12 protein-coding genes are annotated in these 19,959 nt (G+C 34.2%); 7 read left to right on the forward strand and 5 right to left on the reverse strand.

Annotation, left to right across the window (positions count from 1 at the left end; genetic code table 11):
* Positions 1 to 19 precede the first annotated feature (19 nt).
* Positions 20 to 505 (forward strand): IPExxxVDY family protein, encoded by a 486-nt coding sequence (locus VKY41_RS05220; protein ID WP_500813384.1) that lies wholly within the window; start codon positions 20 to 22, stop codon positions 503 to 505.
* On the forward strand, positions 505 to 1,947 hold the full coding sequence (gene pyk / locus VKY41_RS05225) for a pyruvate kinase (RefSeq protein ID WP_500813385.1): 1,443 nt from the start codon (positions 505 to 507) through the stop codon (positions 1,945 to 1,947). Before VKY41_RS05220 ends, pyk begins: the two co-directional genes overlap by 1 nt.
* A 159-nt stretch (positions 1,948 to 2,106) precedes the next feature.
* Here pyk and VKY41_RS05230 read toward each other — a convergent pair whose 3' ends face one another.
* Positions 2,107 to 3,702 carry a sensor histidine kinase gene (locus VKY41_RS05230; protein ID WP_500813386.1) on the reverse strand — a complete coding sequence of 532 codons (1,596 nt, stop codon included), beginning with the start codon at positions 3,700 to 3,702 and terminating at the stop codon, positions 2,107 to 2,109.
* 127 nt (positions 3,703 to 3,829) lie between these two features.
* Positions 3,830 to 4,939, reverse strand: coding sequence for a DNA polymerase IV (gene dinB, locus VKY41_RS05235; protein ID WP_500813504.1), 1,110 nt, complete (start codon positions 4,937 to 4,939; stop codon positions 3,830 to 3,832).
* A gap of 41 nt (positions 4,940 to 4,980) precedes the next feature.
* On the opposite strand from dinB, the gene VKY41_RS05240 reads away from it, so the two are divergent.
* The 3 genes from VKY41_RS05240 to VKY41_RS05250 are packed head-to-tail and all read left to right on the forward strand — an operon-like array spanning position 4,981 to position 6,701.
* Entirely contained in the window at positions 4,981 to 5,643 is a 663-nt protein-coding gene (locus VKY41_RS05240; RefSeq protein WP_500813387.1) for an NAD(P)H-binding protein, read from the forward strand.
* A 25-nt stretch (positions 5,644 to 5,668) separates the two neighbouring features.
* Positions 5,669 to 6,136 (forward strand): CYTH domain-containing protein, encoded by a 468-nt coding sequence (locus VKY41_RS05245; RefSeq protein WP_500813388.1) that lies wholly within the window; start codon positions 5,669 to 5,671, stop codon positions 6,134 to 6,136.
* A 1-nt stretch (position 6,137) separates the two neighbouring features.
* Positions 6,138 to 6,701 carry a YciI family protein gene (locus VKY41_RS05250; RefSeq protein WP_500813389.1) on the forward strand — a complete coding sequence of 188 codons (564 nt, stop codon included), beginning with the start codon at positions 6,138 to 6,140 and terminating at the stop codon, positions 6,699 to 6,701.
* 2 nt (positions 6,702 to 6,703) lie between these two features.
* Here VKY41_RS05250 and pbpC read toward each other — a convergent pair whose 3' ends face one another.
* The 3 genes from pbpC to VKY41_RS05265 form a co-directional block, all read right to left on the reverse strand.
* Positions 6,704 to 9,055 carry a penicillin-binding protein 1C gene (pbpC, locus tag VKY41_RS05255; RefSeq protein ID WP_500813505.1) on the reverse strand — a complete coding sequence of 784 codons (2,352 nt, stop codon included), beginning with the start codon at positions 9,053 to 9,055 and terminating at the stop codon, positions 6,704 to 6,706.
* A gap of 111 nt (positions 9,056 to 9,166) precedes the next feature.
* On the reverse strand, positions 9,167 to 14,737 hold the full coding sequence (locus VKY41_RS05260) for an alpha-2-macroglobulin family protein (protein WP_500813390.1): 5,571 nt from the start codon (positions 14,735 to 14,737) through the stop codon (positions 9,167 to 9,169).
* A gap of 117 nt (positions 14,738 to 14,854) precedes the next feature.
* Entirely contained in the window at positions 14,855 to 15,925 is a 1,071-nt protein-coding gene (locus tag VKY41_RS05265; RefSeq protein ID WP_500813391.1) for an isoaspartyl peptidase/L-asparaginase family protein, read from the reverse strand.
* Positions 15,926 to 16,050: 125 nt separating this feature from the next.
* Here VKY41_RS05265 and amaB point away from each other — a divergent pair, with 125 nt between their 5' ends.
* Positions 16,051 to 17,604 carry an L-piperidine-6-carboxylate dehydrogenase gene (amaB, locus tag VKY41_RS05270; protein ID WP_500813392.1) on the forward strand — a complete coding sequence of 518 codons (1,554 nt, stop codon included), beginning with the start codon at positions 16,051 to 16,053 and terminating at the stop codon, positions 17,602 to 17,604.
* 172 nt (positions 17,605 to 17,776) lie between these two features.
* Positions 17,777 to 19,918 (forward strand): prolyl oligopeptidase family serine peptidase, encoded by a 2,142-nt coding sequence (locus VKY41_RS05275; protein ID WP_500813393.1) that lies wholly within the window; start codon positions 17,777 to 17,779, stop codon positions 19,916 to 19,918.
* Positions 19,919 to 19,959: the final 41 nt, after the last annotated feature.

The following is a 19,959-nucleotide window of genomic DNA, read 5'->3' on the forward strand; positions in this document are numbered from 1 at the left end:
TTACATAGCTGAAATTATCATGGCAATAAAAAAACTAAGCTTGGACGATTTTTTTGATGATGAAGGTTTTACCTTAATCGGAATTCATACATCTCTAGAAGATTACAGGCTTGCTTATCTACTAAATTCAAAATTAAAAATCCATTTAAAGAGGAAAAAACACGATATAGATTTTAGTAATAACGCTTGGTATTCTATATACGAGTGGGACGATGAAAAACAATTGGTAACATGGAATTTAGTTTCCAATATATGCAAATTAGAAACTACCAATTCAGAAATAAGCAACAGCCTTTTTTCAGATTCTGGAAATTTTACAGAAACATTCTATTTACTTCCTGAACTGAAAAAAGTGAATTTTTTATTAAAAATATCAGATGAGCAATTAGCATTCAGTGAAACCCAAAGATTAATCAATGATATTCAGGACATACCTCAAATTGTAACTGCATATTCTATTGATATAGATACACTTAAATCTAAAAACAATTTAATATTTAATTAATGTTAAAAAGAAAAAAAACTAAAATTGTAGCCACCTTAGGCCCAGCAACTAGCACGAAGAAAGTTCTAAAAGGAATGTTAGATGAAGGAGCTAACGTGTTTAGAATTAACTTTTCGCATGCCAACTACGACGATGTAAAGGAGCGCATTAAAATGATTCGTGAATTAAACGAAGAATACGGATATAACGCTGCCATTCTAGCCGATTTACAAGGTCCAAAATTACGAGTTGGAACCATGAAAGGAGAGGTTTTTGTTAATGAAGGAGATGAAATAGTTTTTGCCACTGGCAAACGATTTGAAGGAACCAAGGAGCGTGTTTATATGACTTACGATAAGTTTCCAGAAGACGCACAGCCTGGTGAAAGAATTCTTTTAGACGATGGAAAACTGATTTTTGAAGTAGTATCTTCCGACAGAAAAACTGAAGTAGTAGCTCGTGTAATACAAGGTGGTCCTTTACGTTCTAAAAAAGGAGTTAATCTTCCTAATACGAACATTTCACAACCAGCACTTACGGAAAAAGATATAGAAGACGCCCTTTTTGCTATAGAACAAAAAGTAGATTGGATAGCCCTTTCCTTTGTACGTCATGCTGAAGACTTAATGCAATTAGAAGAATTAATAAGTAAGCATAGTGATCATAAAATTCCAATTATTGCTAAAATTGAAAAACCTGAAGCGGTAGAAAATATCGACAAAATTGTTGCTTACTGCGATGGTTTGATGGTGGCTCGTGGTGATTTAGGGGTTGAAATTCCAGCTGAAGAAGTTCCATTAATTCAAAAACAACTCGTTTTAAGAGCGAAACAGGCTAGAATTCCTGTAATTATAGCTACACAAATGATGGAAACCATGATTTCCAGCCTTACTCCTACCAGAGCCGAAGTAAACGATGTTGCTAACTCGGTGATGGATGGTGCAGACGCGGTAATGCTTTCAGGTGAAACTTCTGTAGGAAGCTATCCTGTTCAAGTAATTAGACAAATGGCTAATATTATTAAAAGCGTGGAAGATTCGCCTTTAATTAAAGTCCCACAGGTTCCACCTCATATTCGTACCAAACGATTTATAACAAAATCTATATGTTACCATGCGGCTAATATGGCAAACGAAATTGATGCTAAAGCTATTTCTACCTTGACGAATAGTGGATATACCGCATTTCAAATTTCTGCTTGGAGACCAAGTGCCCATATTTTAGTATTTACTTCTAACCGACGCATTTTAACTCAATTAAGTTTACTTTGGGGAGTTGAAGCATTTCATTATGATAAATTTGTTAGTACAGACGAAACCATAGAGGATGTTAACACGATAGCTTGTCAAAAAGGGTTTTTAGAAGTTGGAGATATGTTAGTAAGCTTAGCAGCTATGCCAATTCAAGAAAAAGGAATGGTAAATACGTTGCGTATTACTGAAATTACAAACAATAACTTTTAAGAATTATACAAAGATTGTTATTCTTTAATACCCAAAAATTTTTAAATAACACGAATACTTATTTCACCTTATAAATAAGTATTCGTGTTTTCAATTTTTAATATAAGCCGTTCTCAGAGGCTTTTTTTATTTTTCACAACTCACAAGGAGTGCCGAGTTTCAATCAACCGCTTCCGCATTATTAAATTCAATTGTGAACATACTTTTACCTTCATTACTATAGCTAACCGTACCCTTTAATTGTTTGGTAAGTATATAAATTAATTGCATCCCAAGAGAATCGGAATTTTCTAAAACAAAATCCTTTGGTAATCCAGGACCATTATCTGAATAGACTAGAATATACGAGCCATTATTAGGTGTAATGTTTATTTCAAGACTATTGGATCTATTAGGTTTAAAAGCGTATTTATATGAATTTGTAATTAATTCATTTAAAATCAACCCAAATGAAGACATCGTCTCTGAGTCGAGAATAATATCCTCTGAAATATTTATTGTTTTCTTTGGTAGAATATCCTTATTACCAATTATTTCTTCAATAAATTCAATCAGCTGATTGACATATTCAAAGGTATTTACATCTTGCAAATTTGTGCTTCCATATAATTTCTCATGCACCAAAGCCATGGATTGTATTCTATTCCTACTTTGTTCTAAAGCCGCTAAAATTTTAGGGTCCTCATATTCACCTTCTTGTAAGGTTAGCAAGTTGGCTATCATTTGCATGTTATTTTTTACACGATGATGTATTTCTTTAATTAAAGTATTTATTTTATCCAGTTTATACTTTAGTCGGTTATTCTTTTCCTCAATTTCTTCATTAGCTAAAATCAACCGATTATTTAGGCTTCTATTTTTTTTAATTTGCATCAATACAATAAAAGAAAAAAGAGACAGTGAACCATACCAAATATAGGTTACTATATATACGATTTTTGGACTTTTAGGCGGAATTTTATAGGCGCTGCCTACTGTTAATTTTAAACCAAAAACATCTAAATCTGAATAGATAAAATGCTCTTCAGCCACATTAAAATTCTTATAGTAAGAATCGTCCCGAGATGTATTGAATATTTCCGTATTATCATAAATAACCTCACGCGTAATGTCAATAGAGTCGTTCACTACAAAGCTGTGCATAAAATGTTCGCTATTGAGTCCATTATAAAAATACTCTAATAAATACTTTACATTTAAAATAGACGAGAAGTAGCCTACCACTTCATTCTCAGAATTTTTAACTCTAAAATTAAAAGGGAATCCAGTCCATCCTTCGCGTAAATTAATAGGAGCATATAATCTAATTTTATCTGTCTCCATTAACTTGTTTAACTCCTGAATTTCTTCCTCTGTTCTTAAATCTTTCACATTAAGCCCTACTAATCCAGGCGCATCCAATTCGGTTGGAGAAACAACAAATTTAAACTCGTGGTTGGTATTAATATAATCAACAACAATAGAATCCTTGAAGTTCAAATCTCGTAATAGATCGTTTAAAAAACCTTGAAACTCCGTTTCATTAGGAAACACCTTAACATTTTCAATATGAGACCGGATGGAAGAAACTAAAACAGAATAAACATCGATTCCTGCTTTTGCCCTAATAACAGCATCTGAGTGGAATTTCAATAATTCGTTACTATTTTTTGTTTTAAGTGAGTTGCTATAATCCTGAAGAAGAGATTGTATAATACCTGCTCCTATTATAATTGCAAATATTAATACGATATAATATTTATATGTTTTGAGCATTCACATTTTGACTTAACACTATGACTTATTAGAACTCTAGCATACAAGATAATTAAAAATGAAAAAAAACTCACCTAAATTACTCGTTAATTTTGAATACATCGTCGTGTTTCTATTCCCAGGCGAACTAAAAATCAAACTTTAATTGAACATCTACATATTTAGACAACTCCTCTTGAGTCCTTGGTTTAGATTTTTCGTTGTTTAAATTCGACATAGAAATACCTAGTAATCGAACGGAATTACTTAATTTTTCTTGATAAAGCAGATCCTTAGCTACATCTAAAATCAAGTTTTTATCTCTAATAAAATAAGGTAAAGTTTTACTTCGTGTATGTAATGTAAAATCGCTGTACTTAATTTTTAGGGTGACTGTTTTCCCTGAAACGTCGCTTTTCACTAAGCGTTTAGAAACCTCTTCTGCTATATGATTTAATTTTTCAAGCATAAATATTTCACTCGATAAATTTTCGTGGAACGTCCGTTCGGCTGCTAAAGATTTTCTGGTTCTATGAGGTCTCACTTCCGAATTGTGTATGCCTCGAACAATATGATAATAAAAACTTCCAGATTTTCCGAAATGTTCCTCTAAATACTCTATAGATTTCAGTTTTAAATCTTTTCCAGTAAAGATTCCCAATTGGTACATTTTTTCAGCAGTTACCTTTCCTACCCCATAAAACTTTCTAATATCTAAGGCCTCTAAAAAGTCTATTACTTCTTCTGGATTTACTGTTTTTTGGCCGTTAGGTTTATTGAAATCACTAGCTATTTTAGCCACAAATTTATTAATGGAAATTCCTGCAGAGGCTGTTAAACCTACTTCGTTAAAAATGCGTTCCCTAATTTCCTTTGCAATTAAACTGGCACTCGGATTTCCCTTTTTATTTTCGGTAACATCTAAATAAGCTTCGTCTAAAGAAAGCGGCTCTACCAAATCGGTATACTCGTGGAATATTTTTCTTATTTGTTTTGAGATTTCATGATATCTATCGAATCGTGGTTTTACAAAAATAAGATCTGGACAATTACGTTTAGCCTGAGCTCCACTTATAGCGCTTCTAACGCCATATTTTCTTGCTTCATAACTAGCGGCTGCCACCACCCCTCTTGTCCCGCCTCCTCCCACTGCAATTGGTTTTCCTTTAAGTTCGGGATTATCCATTTGTTCAACAGACGCATAAAAGGCGTCCATATCAACATGAATAATCTTTCTAATAGGTAAATTGTCTTGCATCATGTAAATTTATAATATCTTTATCGAAACTACATCTCAAAATGGGTAAAACAGCAATCATATTAGGAGCGACCGGTTTGACAGGAGGCCTACTTTTAGAGCATCTTCTAATAGATGACCGATACGAGAAAATTAAATTGTTTTCGAGAAAAACTTGTGGTATAACACATAATAAAATTGAAGAACATCTTCTAGACTTATTAGATTTAAAAGAGCAAAAGGACCTGTTTGTCGCTAACGAAGTTTTCTGTTGCATTGGTACTACAAAAGCGAAAACTCCAAACCAAGAACAATACCTTGAAATAGATTATGGTATTCCCGTGATGGCTGCTCAGCTTTGTAAGGAAAATAATATACCAACCTTTATTGTTATATCAGCAATGGGCGCAGATAAACAAAGCAAACTTTTTTATAACCGGACAAAAGGTAGAATGGAAGAAGCTGTTTTAAAAGAAAAAATTACAAACACTTATATTCTTCAACCCGCGTTAATTAGTGGAGATAGAAGCGAAAAAAGAATGGGTGAAGATCTAGCCAAAATATTTATGAAACTTGTCAATCCGTTTTTATTGGGTTCTCTTTCTAAGTACAAATCCATTCATCCAATAAGCATTGTAAGATGCATGATATTTTTAGCAAATAATTTATATCCAGAAGTTAGAATTCCATCAGATTACATTAAAAAATTAGCAACCAACAAATAAGTTTCCATTTTCTTGGGATATGAATATGATTGAAATTGAAAGAAAATTTTTAGTAAAAAATGAAGCTTTTAAAGACGAAGCATTCGAACAAATTTATATAAAACAAGGCTTTTTAAATTCAGATAAAAAAAGAACTGTACGCATAAGGATAACGAATAGTCATGGGATGTTAACCATTAAAGGTTTATCGGACGAAAATGGATTATCCCGATTTGAGTGGGAAAAAGAAATTAGTAAAACCGATGCTGAAGCACTTTTTAAATTATGTGAAGAAGGAATAATTGAAAAAACTAGATACTTAGTAAAAAAAGGAAATCATACCTTTGAAGTTGATGAATTTTACGGTGACAACGAAGGATTAATTATTGCTGAAATTGAATTAAATCACACCACAGAAATATTTATAAAACCTGAGTGGTTAGGAAAAGAGGTAACTGGAATGACTAAATATTATAATTCGCAATTAAGTAAACAACCTTATAAAAATTGGTAATATGAAAACTATAAAAATTTCAATTTTTGCTCTCATTTGTTCATTTGCATTTGTAGGTTGTAAAAATGATAAAGCAGCTACGGTCGAGGATTTAAAAGACTCATCACCTTCTATTGAAACGGTAGAGAAGGAAATAGACTCTATTTATGAAGATGTAGCAGTTGTTCCTATTAAGAAAACTACTAAGGAATTAAAAGAAGAACTTACTGCTAAAGGTTATAAAACCTTTGATTATGTAGATGAAAAAACCAAGGATACCATTTTAATGCAGCAATATTTTATGGCCTTTTTAAAAAGCGGTCCAATCCGTTCACAAAACGAAGAAGAAGCAGCATTACTCCAAGAAGCCCATTTATCTCATTTAGGAAGAATGTATGACGAAGGTTTTGCCGACTTAATTGGACCTTTTGGTGATGATGGAAAAATTCGTGGTATTACGGTTTACAATGTACCCACGCTAAAGATGGCAGATAGTTTAGCCAAATTAGATCCCATGGTAAAAGCGGGTAGATTGGAAATTGAAATACACCCGTGGTGGGTTGCTAAAGGCTATTCGTTAAGATAAATTTATTCTGAAATAGTGATATATCGTTTGGCTTCGTTTCCAAATCCATCTACAACTGTAATTAAATGTTTTCCTTTTTCAGGAATTATAGCAAACTCATGAATTTCTTGAGTGCTTCCTAGAAATTTATCATTCAAGTACCAAAATACGGTGGTTTCAGGTTTTGAATGAGCTATTTGTAAAATTAATTCATTGGTACTTCCATCAAAATTTTTAGGAAGGAAAACACTGTTGTTTTCGTTGGGATAAATAAATTGCATAGAAATAGTATGATTGCCCATACAATCTGTTCTAAATGGTGGTAGAACTTTATAAAATGGGTTTTTAGTCTTGTAATAATATGCCATCAATGGTGGTAGTACAAACCACGATTTATGTACAATATTGGAAATAGCTTCACAGGAAGAATTCACTTGATATTGTTCTGAAGCATCCACATGTACCAAAACATGATACGGACAAGCTCTGGTTTTTAATCCGGATATTTGGATAAACTTGTTCTCAACCACATCACAATTTACCGAGGCTCGATGTCCACTTTTTTTACAAATACTTACTTCCTGCATCTCATCAAACGGTTTAGCAAACCAGTTGCTATTAGGTAACAGATTAAAAACTTCAAATAATATAGGAGCTGCAGTTTGCACACCAACCAAACCAGGTCTACCTTCACCATCGGCATTACCCACCCAAACACCAACTACATAATCTTGGGTAGTTCCAATGGCCCAGGCATCACGAAAACCAAAACTTGTACCGGTTTTCCATGCTATTTGTTTTGAACCATCATAAAACTCCCAATTATCATCCCCTTCTGGCCTATTCACTTCCTTTAAGCTCTCGTAAGTAAGATAAATGGAAGCAGCGTCAAACAGAGTTTTTTCTTTTGTTTTTTTTCCAAAGTCAACCGTTTCAGAAGCAAAAAATGTGGGTTCACAGAACTCGTTTGTAAAATACTCACTAGATGTTTCTGAAAAATGATTTAAAGTTGAAGAAAGTCCGGCATAGCTTTTACATAAATCCCATAAACTACTTTCGGCTCCACCCAAAATAAGTGATAAACCATAGTAGTTTGCCGTTTGAGAGATGTCTTTTAAATTTAGTTTTTTTAAGTACTGATAAAATCTGTCTAGTCCAAATTCTTGAAGCATTCTAACTGAAGGCACATTTAAAGAGCGTGACAACGCCTGACTGGCCTGAACTGCGCCATCGTAGCTTTTATTATAATTCTCAGGGTTATAACTGCCAAATTGCGTTGGGACATCGGCAACCAAAGTGTTTGGCAGCATATCTCCTGCATCTAAAATTGCTGCATATAAGAATGGTTTTAAAATACTCCCTGGACTTCGTGGTTTATCAATAACATCCACGTCTTTTTGGTGTAACTTATCAGTGGGCGTATTACCAACATAAGCTAGGACTTCACGCGTTTTAACATCTAAAACTAAAACAGACGCATTATGAATATCATTTTGTTTTAATTGATTGTAATGTGATTTTACAATTTGGTTAGTCCGTTCCTGCAAGTGGTTATCAATAGTCGTTTGAACCCGCTTTCCTACATGTGTTTGTGCTACTTTTTGTAATAAATGAGGTGCTATTTGTGGTAAGGCATAAGGTTTCTGAGGTAAATTTTCAGCTATAGATAGTTGGTAAGTTAAAGTATCAATAATTTTATTTTCCAATAACTTTTGAAGTAAACGATTGCGTTTTTTTAGCAATAGTTTCTGATTTTTCCCAGGATAAATAAGGCTTGGTGCATTAGGTAAAACGGCAAGAGTTGCACTTTCAGCCCAAGACAGTTGTTTGGCATCGCGGTTAAAGTAACGCCAAGCCGCTGCATCCAATCCAACCACATTTCCACCAAAAGGAGCATGACTGCTATAATAAGCTAAAATTTGATTTTTACTTTCACTTAACTCCAATCGTGTGGCTAAAATAATTTCAATAAATTTTTCAAAATACGTGCGATGTTTCCCTTTTCGAGATAAACGAATTACTTGCTGTGTAATGGTACTTCCTCCACGTTTGATTTTATCTGATTTTAAGTTATCTCTAAAGGCCTTAAAAATAGATATAGGATTAAATCCTGGATGTTTATAAAAATAAGCATCTTCAAACTGAATCACACAGGTTTTAAACTTCTCCGGAATACTTTCGTTATGAGGAAACCTCCACTGCCCATCACTTGCTATTTGAGCTCCTAACAGTCGGTTGGTTTTACTAGTTATAACCGTAGCAGTTGGATCGGTAAAAAGCTGATTCGGTAAACAGAAATAGTAGATAACAAGTAGTGTAAATACTATTCCCGATTTAATTTTATGGGTTTTTATGTAGGTGATTATTTTTTTCATGCCCAATTCCGATGTTGTCAGGAATCTCATTGTTTTTCGATTCAAAACTAAAATCAGTTTATTTTATTTTGACATACGGATAAGGTAATTTAGACCTGGTTTTTACATTCATTATTTTTCTATAGTAATCCATTGCCCTTTACTACGAACCAAATAATCATTGTCGTACATAGCTTCTGCTTGAATACCCGGCAAATAATAGGTTCCTAAAAAAGAAGCATTTAACATGATATTAAATGTTTTACTTCCTTGATTTCCTTTTTTAGGTAAATCGAAATAAAAATTAACCTCATTATCACGAATATCTGTATAACGGGCTTGACTAGTTGTTGCTTCACCAAAATCGGTAAAACGAGTGTTGACAATTTCCCATCCAGATGGAAATAATTGCGTTAGTGCCACGTCGTTAATATTTTCACTCTTCAGATTGCTTATGTTAATTGTCGCAATAAAATCCTGACCCTGTTTTAAATTTGAAATATTTATTTTATTACCATGCAAATCTTTATAAACAACCGAAGCGCTCAATCCACGTTGTTCAACTAGTTCTTCTCCTAATGACAATTTTCCAGAGCTCAGTACACGTACATACACTAAATTTTGGTTTTTATTGTTAATTATTAATTCATTAGAGCCTTCTTTAATTGGTAAATTGCGTTGTGCAATGGCTTTTTTAGAAGTGATATTTTCAGGCTTTCCATTTATAGTATATTCCAAATTCAGGTCTTTACCTCCATTAACTTCAACCATTTTGGTCATTGCCAATAACGAATAAGCTGTAGTTTGTGTACTCATCCAACGATTGCTTGACAAACTTTTTGCTATATATTCTGCTAATTCGCGTTGTTTTGGATTTTTAGTAAGCACCATTGTTTCTAAAGCCATAGCGCGATTTCTATCTACGGATCCGTAGGTGTAATAATTGTATTCTAGTGCTTGAAAATCCATATTAGCTGTTTTTGAAATGGCTGAACTTGCCTCATTCTGTCCTGCTAAGGCATAAGCTGCAGCCAAGCGCCATTTCCCTTCATTAGATATTTCACTAAATTCTCGAAGTCTATTCATAGCTGCTAAATCTGGGCTTCCCGCTAGAGCTAAAGTATAAAGTCGATAAGCTTGTGCTAAATCAGCATTATAAGCTTTATAGCTTGGACGCCACTCACGAGCAGCTTGTTTTTGGTATGCTAACCAATTACTCTTAAAAGTTAAAGGTAAAACATAACCTTTCTTTTCGGCTTCCAACATAAAATGACCTGTATAAGAGGTAGACCAATCGTTAGCGGAGTTTTCTCCCAACCAATAGCTCATCCCTCCATTTGGTAATTGATATTGAGCGAGACGCTTAATTCCTCGTTCGATATTTTTTTGAATTTCTTGGTTTTTATCCAAGTCTAAATCAAAAATATCATTCAAGTATAACTGAGGAAACAGTCCTGAAGTTGTTTGCTCCAAACATCCATGTGGATACTGTATTAAGAATTGCAAACGACGTGTAAAATCCATTGGAGGTAAAGTTGAAAATTCCACAGTTGCCGAATTTGTACCTTGTTCTCCAAAAGTTGAAAATGTAAGTGTTTCTTCAGCATTATCTGCAACCGATTTATCAATTAATTTTGATGAAATCGGGTTTGGATTCACTACATCAATTTCGACTTTATAAGTCGACTTTTCGCCATTTCCAGTAGCGATAACCTCAATGGTATTGAAACCTTTTGCCTGACTAACATCTAGTTCAAAATAACTCATTTGCTCATCGGGTCTAGCAAAACTCAAAGTTTTAGTTTTGTCGCCAACCACTGTAATACCTTTACTTAAGTTTAAACTAATTGCAACATTTTTCACTTTGTCTTCCATTGCAAAAACGGTCACAGGTAGGGTTACTTTTTCGCCTGGACTTAACTTACGAGGAAGCGAGGCTAAAACCATCAAAGGCTTTTTAACCTCAACAGTTTTATCGGTACTACCATAGGCTTCATTTTCGGCATTACCAGCAACTACCATCGTACGAACAGCACCAATATAATTTGGTAATTTTAAAGTATGGGTCTTGCTTTCTCCTGCCTTAAGCTTAAATGGTCCTAAATAGGTAACTACAGGTTTAAAGCGATTGGCTTTTTTGTTTTTACCGGCTTCCGCACTATCGTCTCCTCCAATGGCAAACACATGGTCTATACTACCGGAATAAGCTCCAATTACATCGTCAAAAACATCCCAAGTTTTAACGCCTAAAGCCTCACGAGCATAGAATTCATTCCAAGCATTTGGAGTTTTAAAACGTGTTAAATCCAACAAACCTTCCTCTACCATGGCAATAGTATAGGTCATTGTTTTGTTAGTTTTCTCTGAAACAGTTACTTTGAATTCTTGATCTGGACGAAGCGCATCCGGCATTTTAATTTGTGGCTCTAAAATAGTATTTGGATCTTCAACCATGATTGGAATAACTCCGAACAGTCGAATTGGCAAGTCGTTTGCTGTAATGGCATGAGGCTGCAAAAGCGAAATATTAATAAAAACGTTAGGTGCCATTTCTGGCGTAATTAAAATATTAACAATGGTTTCACCTTGTTGAGTTTTCACCCATTTGGATTCCAAAACTTCTGTACCGTTTTCAACACTCACTAAAGCACGACCTTCACTTCCTGAATTAAAAGTAATCGTAGCTGTTTCACCTACATTATAAGTTTTTTTATCTGCTGAAAATACTAGCATTTTCGCAGCTTCCTTATCGTTTGAAGGCGCTTTTTCCCACCAATTTTTATAAAAATAAGCCGTGCGCCCAGTAGCATGTCCACTTTCCGGATCCACTACTCGAATTAAGTAACGTCCACGCTCATTATCTGGAATATTTAAATTGAAACTTCCTTTTCCCTGCGTATTTGTACTAACTTTAGTATCGAAATATGGTCGATGATAATTGCTTGAAACATAGCTTGAAAGGTTATCATAAGAGGAATTCCACCACCAACGCCATTCAATTTTGTAAATTTTTACTTCCAAATCCTTGCGTTGAACGGGCTTTCCATCCTTATCCACCACAACCACGTCAAAGGTTTGGTTTTCATCTGTATAAAAAGAACCATAAGCATTTTCTTCTGGAGAACGAAGACCTACAAAAGATTTGTAAGGAGCATAAGGCATTGTAAAGGCATCCATAGAGAAGTCTCCGCCATTTTCAAAAGCACGTACTAAAAACTGAACATTTAACATGCCAGGAGCATTCTTTCCAACTTTTAGCTTATTATTAATTTGTGCGATACCTTCGGGGTTGACATTTCCTTCAAACACATTAATTTCTTCTGTATCAAACTCCCTAGTTGGATCGGAAAAAACATAATTCTTATAGTTTTTAAAACCAGTATTCGAGCTGCTTATTTTCGCTTTAATTTCAGCTTTTAAATTTTTACCAGGTGCACCATGCAGCCATTTTACGTCTAAAGTTCCTTTTAAAGGTTCGTTGTTGGTTAGGATTTCATTTTCGAAATCGATTTTAATTTTTAAGCGGTTCGGTTTTACCGTTTCAATTTTCAAAGTCTTATGAAACGTAGCGCCACCAACAGATACTTTCGCAGTATAATTACCTGTTTTATCCTCTCTATTGGTTGGAACAATAAATTTATAAAAGTTGTTAAGATGGTCTGTGGTTATATTTTTATAGGTCAATTTTCCATTTGGATCTGTAATTTCCAATTTAACAGGATGTCCTTTTGGAAGCGGATTGGCTTTATCATTCAGCATAAAAGTTAAATGTAAGGTGTCTCCGGGACGCCAAACACCTCTTTCGCCATATAAATACCCCTTAAGCCCTTTTTGCAATTTATTACCAGAAACATCAAATTTGCTTAAGGATAGCGAGTTTCCGTCGTTTAATTTTACATAGCTGGTGCTTTTTCCTTTTTTAACTATGGCAAAAGCTGCGTGTTTATCGATATCGAATGTGATAAAACCATCAGAATCCGTATAAAGCGTAGCTAATGCTTGTTGTTGAAAATTATAGAGTGTTACTGCAGCATTTGCTTCTGGATTCGTGGTTAAAATATCAGTAACCGCAAAATAATAGGAATTATGTTCGCTGCGTTTTGCAATAACACCCAAATTGGATGCCAATATATTTTGTGATACTACGCGATTTTCGTTATAATATGCATCATGACAGGGATTTTCGCGTTCGCTCCAATTATAGGAGTAGTTTTTATAACGATAAATCAATCCATCCCAATACGCTTCTTCTTTTAAATCGTCGTCCTCGGTATAGGCTTCTTCAGAATAATCGCCACCATAATAATCGTCTTCGTAATAATCTTCATATTCGTCGTCGCTTATTGAAGAACTTGAGTTAGCAGTACAGTCATATAAAGAATAGTCCTTATTAAAACTTAATTCTACACGATAAATGGCACCTGGATCGGCATTTATAAACTTTGAAAGATCAATACTATAGGCTCGCCATTTCCCTGTGTTTTCAGCATTAGTTTGTAATTCTATGGTTTTTTTAGCAACTCGACGTCCCACTCGTTTAACAGAATGCTCATCGTCGCTATACAAAGAATTATCTTGTAAAAATTGAAGAATATTGTCCTCGTAAATTTTAATCACCCGAACATCTACGGCTTTTAAATTAACCGCTTCAAAATTAAATTTAAGCTCTTTAGAGTTTGGAAGAATGGTTCCATTGCTTATTAATCGGACTTGTGGTTTAAGGTCTTCAAATGTGAGTTTTTCTGAGAAAGGTTTTTTGAGTTTAAAACCATCGGTATTTGAAATCCCCTGGAAAACATCCACTTGAATGCTGCCAACTAATTTACTTTCAGGATACACTTTTAAGATATTTCCATCAACTATAAACTTTGGATTTATTACTTTTTCAATAGTAACTAACCCCTCAAAATTTTGTTGTTTTTTTAATGGGTCGGAAAAGTTAATAGAAATAAATTGTTCTGGTGACTGAGTAACTTCAACCTTAGTGATTGTGAAATTATTAATTCCAGGAATTGTAAATTTATTTTCACCCGTATTATCTGCACTTATTGCTTTTCCTTGCCACTTAACAAGTATTTCAGAATCTTCAATTTCTCTGTGAATGCTATCTATTTTAAAATCGAATACTTTTGCCTTTTCGTTATATTCATTAAAAACAATAGACAATTTTTTACCATTTTGAGAAGCTTCAACCAATTGCTTAGCTTTTTCCAAAGAAATAACATCTGACGTACGTAAAACAGCTTCAACATACTGCCATTTTTTACTGTAGGATTGTAAATTGTTAATGGAAACAGAAAAATTAGGGGTAATGGTTTTAAATTGAAAACTATAACTTCCTAAGTTTTTCGGGATATCCTTATAGATTTTATCTAGCTTAACTGTAACGCTATATTCAGTACCTGGATCTAGAGCTTCATCTGGTTTGAAAATTAGTGCGTGTTTATTAACTATTATTAATTTACCTGATACATGAGGGGTAATAGAAATTATATTATCTGTCAACTCCTGACCCATTTCCCAACCTTCAACATCTTTTGCTAAATTAATTTGAATAGGATCCTCGATAGAACTCAAACCCGATGTAGTAAAACTTATGTACTCTCGGAATTTAAAAATATTATCTGTTTCTACTTCTTTCTTTTTACAAGAAGCTATAAAAGTTAAGATAACAACAAGGGTTATGAGTTTTTTAAAAGACATATTTCAACAGTTTTTCAATGACAAAAAGTTATGAGAATTTAAGCGATATCCAATTATGTAAAATAAGGATAAAAAAGCGGATTTTAGAGACAATTTAATTTAAAATAAAAGGGTATGCTAATTTTCATTTTCTTTATAAATTCCTAAGGTTAAATCGCCTTTATCGTTCATCGTAGCACGGTACATACCATCCGTATTGAACTCCATAACCATATTTCCGTTTTTATCAACTGCAATAATTCCACCATCACCGCCAAGTTCTGGTACTTTTTTCTGAATAACTTCCCTTGCAGCCTCTTGAAGTGTTAGCCCTTTATAGTCCATAAGTGCGGAAATGTCATGGGCAACCATTGCACGAATAAAAAACTCGCCCCAACCCGTACTTGAAACCGCACAAGTATTATTATTAGCATAAGTTCCCGCTCCAATAATTGGTGAATCACCTACCCTTCCCCAACGCTTGTTGGTCATTCCTCCTGTAGAAGTTCCTGCCGCCAAATTACCGTGTTTATCTAAAGCAACACACCCCACTGTTCCAAATTTAGAATCTTTAATAGTGGCATCATAAAAAGCGGATTTATGGCCTGCTTTTTTGTTTGCTTCAAAGTTTTTTACGCGTTCCAATGAGTTCATTCTGTCCTCTGTATAAAAATACGTTGAGTCAACAATTTCTAATTCTTGTTCTTTAGCAAACATATCCGCTCCATACCCAGCCAACATCACATGTGGAGAACGTTCCATAATAGCTCTTGCCAAACTAATAGGGTTTTTAACTGTTTTGGTGCCGGCCGAAGCTCCTGCGTTTAAAGTTTTTCCATCCATTATAGAGGCGTCCAATTCATTTGTACCTGCATTGGTAAACACAGCTCCCTTACCAGCATTAAATAAAGGTGAATTTTCCATAATGTGAATGGTTTGCTCAACAGCGTCTAAACTACTACCTCCATTTTTTAAAATATTATGACCCACCCGAATAGCTTCTTCTAATTTTAATTTATAAGCTGCTTCATCTTCAGCAGACATGTTTTCCTTTAAAATAGTTCCTGCTCCACCATGTATTACAATAGCATATTGATTGGTTTGAGTTGTTTCAATCGCTTTTGATTTTGAATAACCTTTCAGTTCCTCTTCGTTTTTACAACTAAAAAAAACAAGGTATAAACACAATAAGTATATCGAATTTTTCATAAAAACACATATTAAAATAGAAGACTTAAAGTTACATTATTTAGAAAAGCCATCTCAAGCTAAAACGACTTTTTATTCCTATCTTTGTATTTCTATTTAATAATCAGTAAAAAAAACAAGTGAATATGGAAGCAATTGCTACCGATTTCGGGATTGATAAGGCTCTAAAACAATTAGGGGTTAAGGATATAAATGAAGGAACTTCAACAGGTTCAAAAAACTTCGCTAACGGTGATGTTATTGAGAGTTATTCTCCTGTTGATGGGAATTTAATTGGAAAAGTTAAAACAACTACCAAGGAAGATTACGAAAAAGTAATTACTACTGCAACATCAGCGTTCTTAACTTGGAGAGCTATGCCAGCGCCTCAGCGTGGTGAAATAGTACGTCAGTTTGGAAATAAATTACGTGAATTAAAGGAGCCATTAGGTAAATTGGTTTCTTATGAAATGGGAAAATCTTTACAAGAAGGTTACGGTGAAGTTCAAGAAATGATTGACATCTGTGATTTTGCAGTTGGTTTATCAAGACAATTAAACGGTCAGACCATACCATCTGAACGTCCAGGACACGTTATGCGTGAGCAATGGCACTCTTTAGGAGTAGTTGGTATTATTTCAGCGTTTAACTTTCCAGTAGCTGTTTGGGCATGGAATACGGCTTTAGCTTGGGTTTGTGGTGACGTTTGTGTTTGGAAAGCCTCGGAAAAAACTCCACTTTGCTCTATTGCTTGTCAAAATATCATTGCCGGAATTTTAAAAGAAAACAACTTACCAGAAGGTATTTCAAACATTATTACTGGCGATTATAAAGTTGGTGAAATGATGACTACAGATACAAGAATACCTTTAATTTCTGCTACAGGATCTACAAGAATGGGTAGAATTGTTGGTGTAACTGTTGCACAACGTTTTGGAAAATCGCTATTAGAGTTAGGAGGAAACAATGCAATTATTATTACTCCAACAGCCGATTTAAAAGTAGTAGTTCCAGGAGCTGTATTTGGTGCGGTTGGAACAGCTGGACAACGTTGTACTTCAACTCGTCGTTTAATAATACACGAATCAGTTTACGATAAAGTAAAAGACGCCATTGTTGGTGCATACGGTCAATTAACTATTGGAAACCCATTGGATGAGAAAAATCATATTGGACCATTAATTGATAAAGATGCTGTAAATACATACTTAGCAGCTATTGAAAAAGCAAAAGCAGAAGGCGGAAACGTATTGGTTGAAGGTGGTGTTTTAGAAGGTGAAGGTTACGAGAGCGGATGCTACGTAAAACCAACGATCATTGAAGCTGAAAACCATTTTGAAATTGTACAGCACGAAACCTTTGCTCCTGTTTTATATTTAATGAAATATTCAGGTGAGGTTGAAAATGCTATCGAAAAACAAAATGGTGTTGCTCAAGGATTATCATCAGCTATTATGACGAATGAATTAAAAGAAGCTGAAAAATTCTTATCATTTGCAGGTTCTGATTGTGGAATTGCAAACGTAAATATAGGAACATCAGGAGCTGAAATTGGTGGTGCTTTTGGTGGTGAAAAAGAAACAGGTGGTGGACGTGAGTCTGGATCTGATGCTTGGAAAGTATATATGCGTCGTCAAACAAACACAGTAAACTATTCTGATGAGTTACCATTAGCCCAAGGAATTAAATTCGATTTATAGTATATAACTATTAGTGTTAATTTTTTAAAAGACCGTTTTCCCATTCGAGAACGGTCTTTTTACATATAATTAATTAACAAAGCCTTTGCATTTATACTAATTGCTTTTGCTTATTTTTGAAACTTATCTTTTTATCGAAGTCAAGTATTAAAACCATCTATATAACATTTTTATGAAAAAAATTATTATTTCATGTGTATGTGCAACATTCATTTTAGGTTGCGAAACAAACACAAAAAACACCGAACTAGAATTGAATTATCCTAAAACTAAAACAGTAGACACTGTAACCACTTATTTCGGAACAGAAGTTAAAGATCCATACAGATGGTTAGAAGACGATAGAAGTGCAGAAACTGCTGCATGGGTGAAAATAGAAAACGAGCTAACCAATGGATACTTAGAATCCATACCATACAAAGACAGCTTGAAAAATCGTTTGGAAACCTTATGGAATTACGAAAAAATTGGAGCACCTTCATCAGAAGGAGATTACAATTATTTCTTTAAAAATGATGGATTACAAAACCAATCTGTTCTTTATAGAAAGAAAAAAGATGGAACTGGAGAAGAGGTGTTTTTAGATCCAAATACATTTAGTAAAGATGGAACGACCTCTTTAGGCGGTCTATCTTTCTCAAAAAACAGCAAGATGCTTGCCTATTCAATTTCAGAAGGAGGAAGCGATTGGAGAAAAGTAATCCTTATGGATACAGAAACCAAAGAAATTATTGAAGACACTTTAGTTGATATAAAATTTAGTGGTACTTCTTGGTATAAAAACGAAGGATTTTACTACTCTAGTTACGACAAACCTGAGGGTAGCGAACTATCAGCTAAAACAGATCAGCATAAAGTGTACTATCATAAATTAGGAACTCCTCAAAAAGAAGATCTCCTTGTTTATGGAGGTACTGAAGATGAAAAACACAGATACATTACAGGAAAAGTTAGTGAAGATGACAGATTTTTATTTTTAGAGCCTAAGGTTTCTACTTCTGGAAATAAATTATATGTAAAGGACTTAAGTAAACCGAATTCATCCTTTGTTGAAATTTTAGGGCATACAGATAGTGACACGGGAGTTATTACTAATGATGGAGATACGCTTTATTTAATAACTAATTTAAATGCTCCAAATAGAAGAGTGGTAAAAGTATCAGCTTCAAACCCGACACCAGAAAATTGGGTAGATGTTATTCCAGAAACTGAACATGTATTATCTGCTTCAAAAGCAGGAAACTATTTATTTGCCGTTTATATGGTAGATGCTGTTTCAAAAGTATATCAATATAACTACGATGGTACAAAGGTTCGTGAAGTAGAACTTCCTGGACTTGGAACTGCTGGAGGTTTTTCAGCAAAAAAAGATGAAACAGAATTATATTATTCATTCACAAATTATATTACTCCTGGAAACATTTACAATTTTCAAATAGAGACAGGGGTTTCATCATTATACAGCAAACCAGAAATTGACTTTAATTCTAACGATTACGAAAGCAATCAGGTATTTTACACCTCTAAAGATGGCACCCAAGTACCTATGATTATTACTCATAAAAAAGGATTGGAATTAAACGGTAAAAACCCAACTATTCTATATGGGTATGGCGGGTTTAATATTAGTTTAACCCCTGCGTTTAGTATTGCTAATGTAGTATGGATGGAACAAGGCGGAATTTATGCTGTTCCTAATTTACGTGGCGGTGGGGAATATGGTAAAAAATGGCACGACGCAGGAACAAAAATGCAAAAACAGAATGTATTCGACGATTTTATTGCAGCCGCTCAATACCTAATTGATAACAAATACACCTCATCAAAATACTTAGCTATTAAAGGTGGATCTAACGGAGGTTTATTAGTTGGTGCGGTTATGACACAACGTCCAGAGTTATTTCAGGTAGCATTACCAGCAGTTGGTGTTTTAGATATGTTGCGTTATCATACTTTCACAGCAGGAGCTGGTTGGGCATACGACTATGGAACAGCTGAAGACAGTAAGGAAATGTTTAATTATTTAAAAAACTATTCGCCTTTACACAATATTAAAGCTGGGGTGGAATATCCTGCCACTTTAATTACAACTGGCGATCATGACGACCGTGTGGTTCCTGCACATAGTTTTAAATTTGCCGCTGAGTTACAAAGCAAACAAACAGGAGCAAATCCGACACTAATCCGAATTGAAACAGATGCTGGTCACGGAGCAGGAACTCCTGTGAGCAAAACCATCGAGCAAAATGCTGATATTTTTGGGTTTACACTTTATAATATGGGTTTTAAAACCTTACCTAAAAAGATAGATTAAGCTATAAAAGGCTTATATTCTCTCTAATAAATTTAAAGCCG

Origin of the sequence: Xanthomarina sp., from assembly GCF_035306605.1 — a bacterium.
In the GTDB taxonomy this organism is placed as follows: domain Bacteria; phylum Bacteroidota; class Bacteroidia; order Flavobacteriales; family Flavobacteriaceae; genus Xanthomarina.